This is a genomic window from Coprococcus sp. ART55/1 (assembly GCF_000210595.1).
GTDB lineage: Bacteria > Bacillota > Clostridia > Lachnospirales > Lachnospiraceae > Coprococcus > Coprococcus aceti.
In genome coordinates this window covers 2294041-2310195 of sequence record NC_021018.1, presented here as the reverse complement: position 1 = coordinate 2310195, position 16155 = coordinate 2294041, and the positions used below count along the sequence as shown (strand labels likewise).

General features: G+C 46.7%; 18 protein-coding genes. 1 reads left to right on the top strand and 17 read right to left on the bottom strand.

Annotated elements, in window-relative coordinates; genetic code table 11:
• The 13 genes from tilS to CCU_RS10330 all read right to left on the bottom strand — a co-directional run.
• A partial coding sequence (tilS, locus tag CCU_RS10390; protein WP_208896163.1) for a tRNA lysidine(34) synthetase TilS occupies positions 1-796 on the bottom strand: 796 nt, incomplete at its 3' end.
• A gap of 51 nt (positions 797-847) precedes the next feature.
• Positions 848-2971: a SpoIIE family protein phosphatase gene (locus CCU_RS10385; RefSeq protein WP_015534614.1), complete on the bottom strand. Its 2124-nt coding sequence runs from the start codon at positions 2969-2971 to the stop codon at positions 848-850.
• A 95-nt stretch (positions 2972-3066) separates the two neighbouring features.
• Complete coding sequence (locus tag CCU_RS10380) at positions 3067-3387, bottom strand: FtsB family cell division protein (RefSeq protein WP_015534613.1); 321 nt, start codon at positions 3385-3387, stop codon at positions 3067-3069.
• Positions 3388-3517: 130 nt separating this feature from the next.
• Positions 3518-3850 carry a spore cortex biosynthesis protein YabQ gene (gene yabQ, locus CCU_RS14805; protein WP_238051102.1) on the bottom strand — a complete coding sequence of 111 codons (333 nt, stop codon included), beginning with the start codon at positions 3848-3850 and terminating at the stop codon, positions 3518-3520.
• Positions 3851-3858: 8 nt separating this feature from the next.
• Entirely contained in the window at positions 3859-4131 is a 273-nt protein-coding gene (locus CCU_RS10370; RefSeq protein ID WP_015534611.1) for a YabP/YqfC family sporulation protein, read from the bottom strand.
• A 90-nt stretch (positions 4132-4221) separates the two neighbouring features.
• A complete protein-coding gene (locus CCU_RS10365; RefSeq protein ID WP_015534610.1) occupies positions 4222-4461 on the bottom strand; it encodes an RNA-binding S4 domain-containing protein in 240 nt (79 codons plus the stop codon).
• A gap of 16 nt (positions 4462-4477) precedes the next feature.
• Positions 4478-4750, bottom strand: a complete 273-nt coding sequence (locus CCU_RS10360) for an HU family DNA-binding protein (protein WP_015534609.1) — start codon at positions 4748-4750, stop codon at positions 4478-4480.
• 187 nt (positions 4751-4937) lie between these two features.
• Complete coding sequence (spoVT, locus tag CCU_RS10355; RefSeq protein WP_015534608.1) at positions 4938-5483, bottom strand: stage V sporulation protein T; 546 nt, start codon at positions 5481-5483, stop codon at positions 4938-4940.
• A gap of 69 nt (positions 5484-5552) precedes the next feature.
• Positions 5553-7427: a hybrid sensor histidine kinase/response regulator gene (locus CCU_RS10350; RefSeq protein WP_015534607.1), complete on the bottom strand. Its 1875-nt coding sequence runs from the start codon at positions 7425-7427 to the stop codon at positions 5553-5555.
• 11 nt (positions 7428-7438) lie between these two features.
• Positions 7439-7582, bottom strand: a complete 144-nt coding sequence (locus CCU_RS10345) for a hypothetical protein (protein WP_156327926.1) — start codon at positions 7580-7582, stop codon at positions 7439-7441.
• Entirely contained in the window at positions 7579-7752 is a 174-nt protein-coding gene (locus CCU_RS10340; protein ID WP_015534605.1) for a hypothetical protein, read from the bottom strand. Before CCU_RS10340 ends, CCU_RS10345 begins: the two co-directional genes overlap by 4 nt.
• A 37-nt stretch (positions 7753-7789) precedes the next feature.
• The gene (locus CCU_RS10335) at positions 7790-8137 is read right to left on the bottom strand and encodes an Hpt domain-containing protein (RefSeq protein WP_015534604.1); all 348 of its coding nucleotides are present in this window, start codon (positions 8135-8137) and stop codon (positions 7790-7792) included.
• The gene (locus CCU_RS10330; RefSeq protein WP_015534603.1) at positions 8134-9243 is read right to left on the bottom strand and encodes an HD domain-containing phosphohydrolase; all 1110 of its coding nucleotides are present in this window, start codon (positions 9241-9243) and stop codon (positions 8134-8136) included. Before CCU_RS10330 ends, CCU_RS10335 begins: the two co-directional genes overlap by 4 nt.
• A gap of 252 nt (positions 9244-9495) precedes the next feature.
• Here CCU_RS10330 and CCU_RS10325 point away from each other — a divergent pair, with 252 nt between their 5' ends.
• A complete protein-coding gene (locus tag CCU_RS10325; RefSeq protein WP_015534602.1) occupies positions 9496-12075 on the top strand; it encodes a hybrid sensor histidine kinase/response regulator in 2580 nt (859 codons plus the stop codon).
• 62 nt (positions 12076-12137) lie between these two features.
• Here CCU_RS10325 and proC read toward each other — a convergent pair whose 3' ends face one another.
• From proC to CCU_RS10305, 4 genes are read right to left on the bottom strand one after another with little or no spacing between them, the layout of a single operon-like run.
• Complete coding sequence (gene proC, locus CCU_RS10320) at positions 12138-12920, bottom strand: pyrroline-5-carboxylate reductase (RefSeq protein ID WP_015534601.1); 783 nt, start codon at positions 12918-12920, stop codon at positions 12138-12140.
• A 52-nt stretch (positions 12921-12972) separates the two neighbouring features.
• Positions 12973-13140 carry a hypothetical protein gene (locus CCU_RS10315; RefSeq protein ID WP_158547596.1) on the bottom strand — a complete coding sequence of 56 codons (168 nt, stop codon included), beginning with the start codon at positions 13138-13140 and terminating at the stop codon, positions 12973-12975.
• A 36-nt stretch (positions 13141-13176) separates the two neighbouring features.
• On the bottom strand, positions 13177-14619 hold the full coding sequence (locus CCU_RS10310; protein WP_015534599.1) for a DHHW family protein: 1443 nt from the start codon (positions 14617-14619) through the stop codon (positions 13177-13179).
• A 12-nt stretch (positions 14620-14631) separates the two neighbouring features.
• Entirely contained in the window at positions 14632-16062 is a 1431-nt protein-coding gene (locus tag CCU_RS10305) for an MBOAT family O-acyltransferase (RefSeq protein ID WP_015534598.1), read from the bottom strand.
• Positions 16063-16155 lie beyond the last annotated feature (93 nt).

Below are 16155 nucleotides of genomic sequence, written 5' to 3'. Positions count from 1 at the left end.
TCCGGTCAGTGCTGTCTCCGGTCCAGCCACAGCCTTCACTTCTGACATCAATTCCCTGTCCCGTCAGGAAATCATCAACCAGTCCGGCAGCAAGCCGCTCGTAATCAGCCGCCATCATGGCCATCTGGCAAATGTGCTCCGTGGCCTGTCCATTTATCTCATTCATAAGAGGAAGTATCCTGTGTCTTATCTTGTTCCTAGTGTAATCATCCTCATTGTTGGTGGCATCCGTACAGTATCTGATCCCCTGCCGGCCAAGATATTCCTCTATGTGGCTCCTGTCGCTCCCAAGAAGCGGTCTCACTATGTGATTCCTCACCGGGGCTATACCCTTTATGCCGCCCATTCCGGTTCCCCTCGCCATGTTGAACAGAACCGTCTCAGCCACATCGTTGCGGTTGTGGGCGACTGCGATCACACAGCCCTCATCCACATATCTGGCACGCATTCTGTCAAATGCATCATATCTTGCATGGCGTCCGGCCTCCTCCACGGTCTGTCCGGCCTGCTCCGCAAGCTTCCTGACATCGATCCTGTAAGAGTCGCATGTGACACCATATTCACCACTCAAAGTCTCAACGTAGCTCTGGTCACCATCCGCAGCCTCACCGCGTATCATGTGATTTATGTGTACAACGTGTATATCTATTCCCAGCTCCGCCCTGTGCCTTGCCAGCACCGTGAGCAGGCTCACCGAATCCGCGCCGCCGGACACACCGCACACGCAGTGACTTATACCATCAAACATGTGGTATTTTTTTATATACTCAAGAACATCTTTTTCAAATACATCCATACATTTATCCTTCTGTAAATATCATAATTTCATATTATAGCATAGAGTTACTCAGGCTGCGCTACTTTTCTCAGATCCTGATATCACCGCCGCCATGACCGTCACGTCATCCCGAAGCGACACATCCCCCTGTCCTATCATGGCGCCCAGTATATCATCGACCATCCGTCTGCTGTCACCCACTCTTATTCCCTTGAGCACATCCTGCATGTGATCGGACACATCCATATCCGAGAGTCCATCGCTCACCATGACCACGGCATCCCCCGCCGCAAGTTTCACATCCGCCATGTCGCACTCGGCATCGTCCAGCACGCCCACGGGAAGAGTAGTGCTCGTTATCTGGCGGACCTCATTTCCATCATCGCCCGGGCGTATCACATAGGTCACCGACGCCCCCTGCTTGAAGCTCCTCATGGTGCCGTCGTACATGTCTATGACCACCATATCAAATGTCGTGAATATTCTGCCCTTATTTCTCCTGGACATACATCGATTGGCAAATGCAATGCTGTACTCCGGGGCAAATCCCGCCTCCAGCAGCTCCTCCATGGTGTCCAGCATCATGCAGCTCTCGCAGGAGGCCAGGCTTCCGCTTCCCATGCCGTCAGACAGCATCATCACCAGCCTGCCATCCTCATACTCCTTCACCGAGAAATTATCCCCCGACACCGGAGATCCATATTTCTTTATCCTTCTGACATGGTAACGCCCCTTGTAACGCGCCGCCTCCTCGTACACGGCGGATCTGTACTCATCGAAGAAAAGGCTCGGCGAATCCATGCCCGCCCTTATATTCTTCCTGAAATACCCACTCAGTACATCAGCCACCTGTCTTGACAGCACCATGCCCTGACCTGACGTTCTTCCCGCCACATAGTATCGGCTCCTGTTGCCACTGTCCATGGATGCCGTGATCCTGACCTCGTCCATCCCCAGCGATCTTATCTGCCCCAGCAGCTTTTCATCGGATATCTCCCTCGCCTCACCTATCAGATCTATCTGTCTCCTGAAGCCATCCACGAGCTCGCCAATCTGTCCCAGGCTTATCGCCGGCTCATCGCTCCCGGCAAATGTATAATCGAGCCGTCTGAACACATTTGCCATATCTTCTATCTTGCAGGCCGTGAGTCTGTTAATCTCCGCAGCAGCCGCCTGAAGACACGCCGGATCTGTCTCCTCGTCCATGGCGCCCAGCAGAGCACCAGGTATACACGCAAACAATACGACCGGAACGGCGATATTTATATAGTAAAATGCGGTCTCCCGCCCAGAGCCGTTCCACAGCACTGTTCCATCCGCCACGGAGGCAAGAACGCACCCCAGAACATAGAACAGACTTGCAGACACCTTTCTTCTCCCGGTGAGTGCCCGGCCTATGAGCATGACCAGCGTCACAAGGAGCATCCACATGAGCCACCTGCTGTCATTCAGCTTGACCGACACGATGCTTCCCGCCACCGCCGCCATTCCGCATCCGTACACCGCTCCAGTTCTATACACCGCGTACAATATCAGAACCAGAGCTAGCATAAATGCCGGATTCACACCGTAGATATCCTCACCCGGAACAACCCACAGAACGACCGCCGCCAGCGCCATGAGGCTCACTATGCCCTGACTTATATTCCAGCTCTCATCCCTCTCCACATCCGAGGCATCCCCGCAGATATATGTATATAGAAGTCCAATCCCCGGTTTCAGTATCACACTGGCACACATGAATATCGCAGCCTCCACCACTCCATAAGCTGCAGCCATAAGCATGTTATCCGCATATACCACTATGTTTCCCATAAGCACGGCAGCCGACATGACGACGATCACCCTTACATACGATCTGGAATTTCTGGAGTACACGATCTTCATAAGACACATCGCAAGTCCCAGCAGCACCAGATATTTCTCCGTCACCATCACACCGGAATACACAGGCCCCGGTATCATATACTCATATGCGTGCAACAGCCCTGCTATGCCCATAGATCCGGCTGCGACTCCCGCCGCACACCCGATGCAGGTTATCATGTATCTCCCACACACCGCACAGGCCGCCACATACACAGCCAGAACCACCGGGGCTATCCCCCAGACCATGCATAAGCCGCTGACCATACACAGAATAGCCACCGCCATCACTCCGACGAACCCATTCACCTTTTCTCTCATCAACATTTTCCCGCCTTCCTGTTCATAGTGACAAGAAGTATATCCGTCAAATGCGCAAAAAAATAGCGAATGCTGAAATCAGCATCCGCTATGTTCTGACTTTATTCCTCAGGCTTTACCACGATCTCGTCAGGATATATGAGACCGAGCTGTGATCTGGCCACATCCTCAACATACTCATCTGTCTGCATATATTTCTCACGCTCTTCAAGCTTCTTATAATCTTCCTTCGCACTGTCAAGCTGTTCCTGAAGCTCCGCAGCCTGAACCTGCAGGCTCTCCTTCTGTGCTTTCAGGCTCTGTGCTTTGTACAGTACAACCACTGCCAGCAATATCAGACAGCTCACAACCAGAACCATTCCAAGCTTCGTTGTGATCTTGTTATTCTTTTTTGACTTTGATCTGCCGACCGTCTTATTCATTAGAAACTCCCCATTCATTACTTTATTACTTGTCTTTTCTTGTAATAATATACAAAAAGTTCGTAGCCAAACGAACATATTGACATAATTTTACTATTTAAGACTAATTATGTCAACGCACTTTTTGCCGTCACATTTTCACATTTTTTGAATCTTGTTTTTTCTTACACAATATATGGTTTGCAATTTTCGAAGCAGCCCAATTTATAGTAAAAAATACAAGTAAAAAGCTTGAAAAAAATCCTAAAAAAATATATAGTCTCAGATCTCCGTCACAGCATATGTAACTGACCGCCATAACTACTACACTTAATATCAACCAAAGTGTAATATCGCATATCCACGCCACCGCGCGGCTGTTCCTAAAGAGCTTTGAGATGAACCAGAACAGCGATCCCAGTACACCTGAGCACGCTCCGGCTGCAACACATATCCCATATCCCCAGAGCTGCCCTGCCGCCATATCGCTCATCACTTGAACAACCCCTTTATAGAAAAAGCACCTTCCTTGTCACCCGAATATATCATGGAGTTGATATTTCCTGTGAGATCCAGCATTCCCTTGTCAAGGTCCAGATTTGTCGCCTGCATATTCTTGCCTATTATCTTGAGTTTCCCCTGCTCGGTCACCAGCAGAACCAGATCAGGATCTATGGATGTGACCTTGCTGATCCCTGTCATGGACAGACTGTTCCTGTTGTCCATGACCACCTTGTGGGTTTTTGCCTTATTAACTTCCCCCATGTTCAGAAACCTTCTCAAGCTATTTAATAAACTATATGAGCCCAACAAAAAAAATATGCCGGAATACACTATGTATATTCCGGCATATTTTTACACATACTCAAACATATCCTTGGCATCTTCCTTTTTAGTGGAATCTGCAATCATTGTAACTCTGACCTTCACCGTCTTGTTGCCAAATTCTATCTCGATAACATCTCCAACCTTGACATCGGTTCCGGCCTTAGCCACTTTGTCGTTGACCATGACTCTTCCGGCATCGCATGCCTCGTTCGCCACGGTTCTTCTCTTGATGATTCTGGATACCTTAAGGTATTTATCAAGTCTCATATCAAACCCTTAAAGATTAGTTGATTGAATCCTTTAATGCCTTTCCAGCCTTGAACTTAGGTGCCTTTGAAGCAGCGATTGTCATTGTCTCGCCAGTTCTTGGGTTTCTACCCTCTCTAGCTGGTCTCTCTGATACCTCGAATGTACCAAATCCAACTAACTGAATCTTCTCACCTTTCTTTAACTCATCTGCTACAACGTCTGTGAAAGCCTTTAATGCTGCCTCAGCGTCCTTCTTTGATAATTCTGTCTTCTCAGCGATTGCTGCAACTAATTCTGTCTTATTCATTAGATAATTCCTCCTTTAAAAAATAAATGCTCTCTGTCATCCGCCTGCTACCCGCAAAAGCAGAAAACTCTGAGCTCAACATGTATAGTTATACCTAAAATGGTTATATTTGTCAAGGAAAATAAGGGATTTCGAGGCCGAAACCCCTTGATTTTACTCACTTTTTGCCAAATTCTTGCATTACCGGCTACCCTTCCATCTGTTTGCCCAGAAATGCCGCCGCGATCACCGCTGCTTTTTGCTCTATCTCACCTATTCTGTGTCCGCTGTCACGCACTATCACGATGACAGAGCCCACTGCATCGCCCTCTGATATAATGGTCTGCACCACCTGTCCATCGTAATCCAGGTCGTCTGTGGTTATGTGTATGAACTTCGCATCGCCTTTGCGGGCAACTATCGCTTTCCTGTCGTTTATCACGCTCTCAAGCTCACTGTGAAGCTCCTTGCCCATCAGCTCCTTCTTCGGCATTCCCGCCACCGCTATGACTGAATCCCGGTCCGTGATGGCAACCGGCAGTCCAAGGCTCTGGGATATTGCCTCCACATACTGCTGTGCAAATGCAGTCAGATCAGCCATGGGCGAATACTTCTTGAGAACTATCTCGCCCTCCTTGCCGGTAAATATCTCCAACGGGTCCCCCTCTCTTATCCTGAGAACCTTTCTTATCTCCTTCGGAACGACTATCCTTCCGAGATCGTCTATCCTTCTCACTATTCCTGTCGCCTTCATAAACAGTATTAACCCTCCATTGCATGTTAAATAATTGCTTTGGAGTTATTATGTGGAAAATCATCAAAATTATTCTTCCACGATCCCAGCCAGCGTCATCTTTAGATCCTCTGCGCTTATCGGCTTGGCTATGTATCCGTTCATGCCCACCTCAAAGGCTTTCTTACGGTCTTCGTTGAACGCATTTGCAGTCATAGCGATTATAGGTATATCCGCCAGGCGTCTGTCGTCCAGCTTTCGTATGATCATGGTTGCCTTGTAACCATCCATGTTCGGCATCTGTATATCCATGAGGATGAGATCGTAGTATCCCGGCTCCGCTTTCTCCAGCATGTCTATACACTGGATTCCGTCTGCGGCTCTGTCGACCTCCATGCCCGCACCGGCAAGTATCGTCATTGTTATCTCAGCGTTCAGATCGTTATCCTCCGCCAGGATTATCCTTCTGCCCTCAAATGAATAATCCTCGTTGCGCTTCTCTACCGAACCAGCATCCTCAACATTCTGGGATATACGATGCTCAAGTGTAACAGTAAATGTCGTACCCTTTCCCGGTTCACTCTGCACATCTATATCTCCCCCCATAAGGTCGACTATCTTCTTAACTATAGCCATGCCAAGTCCTGTTCCAAACTGTCCGCTCTCCGTGGATGTCTGTTCCCTGCTGAAATCCTCAAATATATGCTCCAGGAAATCCTCCGACATTCCAATTCCCGTGTCACTGACCACTGTGCGTATCCTCACATAACCATCCCTGTCGCATGGAAGCTCATCGATCTTCACCGCAACGCTGTCTCCTGGAAGAGAATACTTATATGCGTTGTTGATGATGTTCATGAGTATCTCTTTTATCTTCACTACATCACATAGAATATTGTTATGCTTCACATTCACATTCCATGTAAAGTCTATGTTCTTCTCCTTCATCTGACTTTCAAACAGCCAGTACACCGAATCAAGACTTTTAAGTGATATACTGCTCTCGTCCAGTTCTGTCTTGCCGCTCTCTATCCTTGCCATCTCCAATACATTGTTGATAAGGGACAGCAGATAATCACTTGATGATCTGATCTTGGCTATATAATCGCGCGCCTTGTCTTGGTCGGACAGGTTGTCATTCAGAAGGTCTGTGAAGCCTATTATCGCGTTCATAGGGGTTCTTATATCATGAGACATGGAGTTGAGGAACACCGTCTTAGCGTTGTTAGCCTTATTCGCCATATCCAGGGCATTCTCCAGCTCGTGGTTGGCCTTCTCGATAACCTCAAGCTTCTCAACCTTTCTAATATCCTCCATGCAGAGCTCTATATACACGAACATCGCCGAAAGCGTCAGTCCAGCCAGAACATAAGAACCACCCGCAACAATCTGCAACACTGAACATATAAGCGCAGGTATGAGTGCTATAGTTATGATGACGGCAGATCTTTTCTCTCTTCTGGTAATGGAATATACTATCGCACTGACGAGTGTCACAAATACATAGGTATATGGAAGTACCACCTGAAGTGCGAACAATGCTCCTCTGCGATACATGCCCGTATCATCCACGTAGAAAAGCCAGCCTGTCCACCACGAGACCACACACAGCACAATCATCAGAACAAGCGGAATACTGCGCAATGCCCGTATTATCTTTTTTTCCACAAATAATGAATTCTGTATGCTCTCGAAAAAATAAAACCATTCATATGTCACAAATGTCTCTGCGATCATGAATCCGCAATTCAACACAAAAACCACCGCGGCCGGCATACGCACCAGTCCTGCGTCAACCATTCTTACAGGTATATTTATTATCTGGAAAGCAATTACTCCGAATACAAAATGAGAAAACGATCTTATGATCTTATTATTTCTTTGATTAAGACATCTCACACCTATATAGAGCATGATTATCAGTATGGTGTATTCACACATCATCGTCTGCAAGTGCTGTGTCATATTTACCCCCCTTAGCGCAATACGCTGAATTCTCTGTTATGACTGCTCCATACCTCGTAGAGCATTTCCTCAAACTTTCCTATGTTCACCGGCTTGGACAGATATCCCTTCATCCTTGCCCTTGGTAGCATTGAACTCATCAACCAGATCGTCAAATATTGCCTGCTAGGGTTCCATTGTAGTAATGCCATATCTTCAGTGATACCGGATGATCTGGATCAAGATTCACCTTCTTCGCTGTATCGCCGTCTGAATCACCACAACCAGCAAGCATACTCACGGCCATAACAGCCGCCATCATTCTGGCAATAGTCCTCTTCTTCATCTCATAAATCTCTTCTATTTTCTCACACTACAATGATCTATTCAACACTCTTAAGAGCATTTACAGTTATCTTATACTGCTCACTGACCTTCTCATACAAAGCCTCATATCCATCAAGCTCTCTCCCCCTGAGCTTCTCTGTCAGATCCGAGCTCACTGTATACAGATTCTTAAGTCCAAGGTTCAGGCATATCCCCTTCAGTGTATGTGCTGCCCTGAATGCCTTCTCGGCATTCTTCTCCGCAAGAGCCTCTGTCAGTTCATTGTAGCTTCCATCATCTATAAACTTAAGTGCGAATCTCTGTATAAGACTCTCACTGCCAAGTCTGCTAAGTACATCCTCAAAATCTGCTCCTATTGTATCATAACACTCTCTGATGTTCATATCTGGTTCTCCTTCTTCATCTCATATCTGCACACAAGCTCTTCAAATTCCTGTCTGGACTCCTTGAAGCACTCTATAAGTCTCGGTGAAAATGTTCCACACTCTCCATCAAGTATCATCTGATATGCCTTGCCCTTCTCTATCGCTTTCTTGTACACGCGATCACTCACAAGAGCGTCATACACATCCGCTATGGACACAAGCTGTGCCGATATCGGTATATCCTCACCGGCCAGTCCGTCAGGATAGCCCTTTCCATCATATCTCTCATGATGGTGGCGGCATATCTCATAGCTGATCTTCTCGTATTCCTCACTCCACGTGCCTGCAATCTGTGTAAGTATCTCACAGCCCTTTGTCGTGTGGGTCTTCATATATTCAAACTCTTCATCTGTAAGCCTGCCCGGCTTCAGGAGCACACTGTCCTTAATGGCTATCTTGCCTATGTCATGAAGTGGACTGGCTGCAACTATTACAGTTATCTTCTCCGGTGTAAGGCCGTACTCCGGATATTTCTCCGCAGCCTTCTCTGCAAGTATATTGGTAAATTCCTTTACCCTCTTGATGTGCTCACCGCTCTCAAGATTTCTGTATTCAACAACCGTGCCTAAAACGTCCACTATCTTCTCATTGGTCTCACGTATCTGCTCTGCCTGAGCCTGAAACAGTTTGTTCTTCTCCTCCAGCTCTCTTGTCTGCAATCTGACTTTATCCTCCAGATGATTTTTGTACATGAACAGCTCGGCTGTGTTCTTGACTCTTCTCCTGACCGTAACACTGTCAAATGGCTTTCTTATGAAATCTGTAACACCCATCTCAAGACATTTCACCTCAACATCCCTTGCGGATTCAGCACTTATGACGATAACCGGTATTCTCTCCAGCAGACCATGCTCTCTCATATAATCCAGTACAGCGTATCCATCCACATTCGGCATGATGAGATCCAGCAGCATAGCAGTTATCCCCTCGCTATCCGTTTTCAGGATCTCTATCGTCTGTACACCATCTGATGCCTGCAGTACCTCGTACTCATCGCCAAGCGCAACCGCCAGAATCTCTCTGTTCAGTTCGATGTCATCAACAATCAAAACTTTTTCTCTCATTTGATCCACTCCTCAATGTAGTATTTTCACTTGCAACTGCTTTTGTATTTTTCATATATTGGATCTTTTGTATAATTACGCAAAATCTTTGTAAATACCCGCATTAATTCTATTGTCTTTAACAAATATTGTCTATGGAATTAATTGACATTAATATGGATTTTTTCTCTCAAAATAGGTAAAATTGTCTTAAAAACAGAGCTTTATGTATTAATATATCAAAAACCTACACACCTAAAGGGGGGGTATTTTATGGATAATTTTGTTATACTACAGCAGATGGTTGCCATTGACAGAGCCCAGAACCGTTTTGAACTCCGAGCATCCATACAGACTCTGCTCCGTATCATCGGAAGTTGCACTTCGTCAGAACGAGTTTATATTTTTGACTGGGATGAGACTGACAACGTATTCCGCAACTCATATGAGTGGTGCGGTGACAATGTGCAGCCATGGATTGACAATCTTCAGTCCGTGGATTCCGCCGACATGCCTTACTGGCTGGAAGCATTTGAGCGCGGCGACAGTATGATCATAGATAACGTGGAGGATGTGAAGGATCTCATGCCTTCCGAGTATCAGCTTCTGGTCATGCAGGATATCCACTCTGAAATAGCATTTCCTATCTTCTATAAGGACCAGCTCAAAGGCTTTATCGGTGTGGACAATCCCCACATAGATAGTTCGGAATCCTTTATAAGTCTGCTTGGGGTTGTGGGCGGTCATCTCGGAAATGTAAGGGAGACTCTCAGAATGACCGAGCTTCTTGAGCAGCGCAATAATTCTCTCGAAAAGAGCCTGTCGGATCTGAACCGTGAAAGGACGTTCATGTCTGTTCTGTGCACGGACTACATATCCGTCTACTGCGTGGATCTTCAGAATGATTCTCTCGAGCCTTTAAAGCTTGACCCAGCGGCAAATGCTGCCCACATGCACGACATCAAAGCTGGGAAAACATTCTGCTACTCAGAGCTGATCGGACAGTATTACGAAAAATATGTCATCAAAGAATCTGCCCCGGACTTCACAGAAATCCTCAGCGCAGAGCATATACAGAATCATCTTGCCGCTCACCCTAAGCTTTCTTACAGATACCGGGTGACTCCGAACGCAGCGGGTCAGGAAAACTTTGAGGCTGAGATATTCCCTTTTTCAGCGGCTTCATCTTCAAGGGTGCTGATTGGCTTCAAGCAGATAGACGAGCTTGTGAGCTTTGAACAAAATTCGAGGAGGCAGCTCCAGGAGGCACTTGACGAGGCTAACCTGAACAATGAGATCATATCCGCCATAAGCAAGATCTACTTCTCAATATACAGGATAGATCTTACACAGGACATGTACGAGGAGGTGTCCAGCGATAACAAGGTACACAGACTTACAGGCCGCATGGGAAGAGCTTCCTCCAAGATGAAGGAGCTGTGTCACCGCTTCGTCGTTCCCGAATATCAGGACAAGATACTTGATTTCTTTGATCTGTCGACCATCGCAGAGCGTCTCCACACAGACGAGACCATAGCCATGGATTATCTCGCCAACGACGGCAACTGGCACTCGGCAAGATTTATTGTGAAGAAGCGAGATGCTCTTGGCAACGTGACCAACATACTGTATGTAACAAGGCTTATCAGCGAACAAAAGAGACGTGAACAGAGCTGGATGCTCCTGGCAGAGGAGGCCAACAAGGCAAACGAGGCAAAGTCCGAGTTTCTGTCCAAGATGGCTCACGACATAAGAACACCTCTGAATGCCGTAATGGGATTTGCCGACATAGCAAAGCGATCACTAGGCGATCCAAGCAAGATAGACGACTGTCTGGGCAAGCTCAGGACGTCCGGGGCTTATATAGAACAGCTCGTCAGCAACATCCTTGACATAACGAATCTGGAAAACGGCAGACAGCAGCTTAAGCCTTGTGAAACATCTGTATCCGAGCTGTGTCATACTCTGAACATGGTTTTCGATCAGGCTCTCATGAACGACGGACTCAATATAACCTTCAACTGTCACGATATATATCACGACTACATCCTGGCCGATGGACTCAAGCTGAAACAGATCTACTCTAACCTGCTGTCTAACTCCATCAAGTTCACACCTGGTCATGGCGACGTTGGGTTTGAATTATATGAGGAGAATATACCGGGCTCCGATAAGATACGTCTCGTCGCCAGAATAAGCGACACGGGAATTGGAATAAAGCCTGAATATCAGGCGAGCATGTTCAACAAATTCTCCCGCGAGACAGACACCAGGATCAGTAAAGTGCGCGGAAGCGGTCTGGGGCTCGCCATAGTGAAGGAGCTTGTGGATCTAATGCAGGGTACCATCACAGTACAGAGCAATCCGGGTGGTGGAACTATCATCGAGGTAAGCATCGACGTCCCTTATATCATAAAGGATGATCTGTGGTCCGGACAATCCGGTGATAGCAGCGACGCAGAATCCCTGTGTGTAGGAATGCACCTTCTGGTGGCAGAGGATAACGAACTCAACTATGAGGTTGTGTCTGAACTTCTGGGTATGAATGGTATTTCCTGTGAGCGCGCTGAGGATGGATCCGTGTGCGTTGACATGTTCTCCACATCTGCTGCCGGAACCTACGACGGCATCCTTATGGATCTTCAGATGCCTGTGATGGATGGAATCTCGGCGTCCTACGCCATAAGAAAGCTCGAGCATCCGGATGCACAGAACATTCCTATCATCGCCATCACCGCCAACACATTTGCTAAAGATCTCGAAAGATGCCGTCTGGCGGGCATGAACGAACACCTGTCAAAGCCACTGAACATAAGGCAGCTTATAAGCATCCTCTCAAAATTCAAGAAATAAAAAAGTCAAGAAATAAAAAAGTCCCTGTATGATATTTCAATCATACAGGGGCTTTGCCGTTATTACTTATTCATGATCGCATCTATAGACTTAATGCATGCACTCCTGAGACCTGACTCCTCAAGGGATGCAACACCGCAGATGGTTGTTCCTGCAGGGGAACATACATTGTCCTTCAACACGCCGGGATGCTCCCCTGTCTCTAGCTGAAGTTTTGCTGAACCAAGTATCATCTGTGATATGAGTCTGTACGCAGTCTGTCTAGGCACACCATACTTAACCGCTGCATCCGCATATCCCTCTATGAACAGATCCACAAATGCAGGACCACAGCCGGTTACTGCGCCTCCTATTCCCATGAGATTCGATGGAAGCTCCTCCACAATTCCCACAGCCGCGAACAGCTCTTTGATCTGTATCCTTTCTTCCTCCTCAAGGGAATTCTGTGCTTCAAAGAGCATAACTCCCTCATATACCATTGCCGGAGTATTCGGCATCACAAACTGCACTCTCACCGAACTGTCAAAATACTCACTGTACTTCTTAAAATCCCAGCCAGCTGCCACCGACACAAGAGCCTTGCCGTGAAGTCTCTCTCCTATCTCAACGAGAACGTCATTGATCTGATAAGGCTTGCATGCCATGATGACTGTATCCACGGCATCCACCAGCTCTGCAAGTGTCTTACACGGGGTAAATCCATACTTCTCTGAGTTCTTCACCAGCTTGTCATAGTGTGGTGCATATGCATATACACTCTCAGCCGCTATCTTCCCTGAATTCACAAATCCTGCACAGAGTGCCTGTGCCATATTACCCATGCCTATGAAACCTAACCTCTCCATGATACATTCTCCTTCTTTCAAGCCTTTATATATTTTGTCTTTTATATCTGTCTTACTCAGCCATCCGGCGAAGCTTCTTTGCACGCTTCTCCTGATAGAGAAGTCTGTCGACAGTTGCAAGCGCCTGGAACACATCCACATCCTTGTCATTATCTATGGTGCAGAACATGAACAATCCTCTGGTACCTTCAGAAGCAGTCTCCATATATCTGTTGACCATCTCCGGGCATCTGTCTGCAAATCCTCCGATTATGCCCTAGTGCAGCAGACTGCTTATAGTAGCAGCCACATCTTTATCTCCTATGAGAGATATGTTATTTATACAGATAAAATCATTGACCTTTTTGCTCTTCACAAAGTCAAGGATGTTTACCTGTGAATATCTGTAATCTATGATATATATTTTGGAGTAGTGATCCACAAGAAATGGAATAAATGCATTTCCGTAGGACTCCTTCATTACTACACACGATGAACCGTCTGTCACATTCGGGTTCTCTATCACTGCCATCGGCGTGTCACCGCCCACAAATGTAGAATACATGGTTCCCTTATCCCATCCATTCACATCCATTATGACATTCCACTTCTGCTCCGAGCCATCCTCGTTCCAGTAGGTCATGTCATTTGTTCCTATCGGTTCGTAGGCGTATATAGTATCAGGATTATTCTTCATGTCAGAGTTCTGCAGGGTGCTGTAGAAGCTTCCGAGGAATCCCTTGAAGGTATCCGTCTTCCTCTTGTCACGTGGAATGGCCGTTATGCCCTTCGTCTTGCAGAAATCCTCATACGCATAGTACGCGCCATCCGCGGTCCAGTGGTGATCTGTCCTGAAGAATATATATTCATCCTTATGCGCCTTTAACGTGTCAAATATATCGACCGTCTTCACGCCATTCATCATGCCATAGTAATACTCTATCGCCTGTTTCTGATCGGAACCGCCAAGCTTATCCAGCTCGTCATCCGATAGCAGGACACCTGAATTGTTCGGCACAAGAATATCGTACACATTTGTCTGGCCCGAGAGCTGTGCCGCTGCATTGTTGATAGCATCTATATATTCTGTTGCGGAGTCCTGAACGAAATAGTACAGGCTGTACGCAGAACCATCCTTCACATACAGGTTGTCCTGAAGCTGCTTCTGGAACGCCTTGTCCATAGCCTTTGAATCTGGTGGATCGACCGTCTGGACCGAACCGCTCTCAGTTGTCGCATCCTGCTTGTTCTTCGATGTCAGACTCGCAGGAAGTCCTATCTCAGGATCCTCTGTCGTAACCTCCGTGGTACTCTCAGTTGTCGCCTTGCCTGCATCATCAGGAGTGGCGGTCACCGCACTCTTGTCCACATCAGGTATCTCATCGCCCTTGGCATTTCCTCCAACCACCTGCGTTCCGAGCTGTATTCCGTACAGCTTCTTAAGGCTCTGGTCAGCCGACACAAGCTTATCCCTCATAGGGTATGTGTCAGAATACCACAGTGACACGTCCTCGAAGTATGATCCGTCGAGGAATGACGTTATAGTGAATGACGGAAACTTTGCAAGCGTCCTCTTCTCCACCGTGGATTTCTTAGGTCTGACAAAAAACAGCAGACCAATAAATGCTCCTATCGCCATGACTGCGGCAAATATAAGAACACCCAGAGTTCTGAATTTCTTTAATTGTTGTCTCTGACTTCTGGTATATCTTCTCTTCATAAAAATCACCCATTAAAACTGGAAATACAGGAAAGGATTATAGCTTGCACCCACAAGCGCCAGCACTGAGATCACGAGCATAAGTACCGGTGTTATCATCTCAGTTACATTGAACACGTTGAATACAAGTGGGTTGACCTTTCCAACTTCTATAGCCCATTTTCTGAGTCTCTTGCCCAGATCCGTACACGCAATACATGCAAATATCAGGAAGAATATGTTCTTCACAAATATTGTTCCAAGTGCCATATTTGCAAATCCCGATGTTCCTATTCCAAACATTCCCGCAAGCACTGTTCCAAGCTCACGAAGGCTCTCAAATCTGAATATGGTCCATCCGAACAGGATAACGAGCAGCGTATATATTCGGGATGCCACAGGGCCGAGTCTTCCGCCCAGATAAAACTTCTCCAGAAGGAGGAAGCCCAGATAATAAATTCCCCAGAATATATAATTCCAGCTTGCTCCGTGCCACATTCCCGTGAGGAACCACACGATAGCCATGTTGCGGATGTACTTCGCTGTGCTACATCTGTTGCCGCCAAGCGGTATATATACGTAATCCCTGAAGAATGAGCTGAGTGATATGTGCCATCTCCTCCAGAAATTATTTACCGATGTAGCCATATATGGGTAGTTAAAGTTCTCATCATAGTGGAAACCTACCATCCTTCCCATTCCGATGGCCATGTCTGAGTATGCTGAGAAATCAAGGTATATCTGAAGCATATACGCTATCATTCCAATCCACATTCCAAGTGTCGTCTGAGCCTTGAGGCTCGCTACTCCCGCCGGGAGCAGGGTGTCGGCTATGCTGGCACAGGAATTGGCCAGTATCGCCTTCTTTGCCAGTCCGACTGAAAATCTTCTCAGTCCCATGTATATATCGTTCGCTGTTATCTCCCTGTTGTCTATCTGATCAGCAACGGTCTCATATCTGACGATAGGTCCCGCTATACACTGATGGAACAGACTTGAATACAGAAGGAGCTTCCAGTATTCTCTCTGTGGTCTGACTTCGTTCCTGTACACATCCACCACATATGATATGAGCTGGAATGTATAGAAAGAGATTCCTATTGGGAGAGCTATTCCAGGCACGATCTTCGGCACGCCGAACACTGCCTTTATGTTGCCGAGGAAAAATCCCAGATACTTGAATATCGCAAGACAGCCAAGCATTATCACAAGGTCACACACAAGATAAAACTTCTCAGATCTCTTGGTATATCCGGCACGTGCCTCATCTATGCGAATGGCAAACAGCCAGCTCACCAGAGTCTCTCCCGCCAGGAGCAGAAGATATCTCGGGCCTCCCCAGGCATAGAACACCAGTGAAAATATCAGCAATACCTTATTGCGTTTCTCAGGGCTCACCGCAAAATATGCTATCAGGTTTGCAGTGAGAAAAACAAACAAAAATATTAAACTCGAAAAAACCATAAATATTCTCCCATCATGTCAATCGGCTGTATTATACTTCACAACAGTCAACAACACAATATTAATAATGATTAACTGTACGCTTCGGAATAG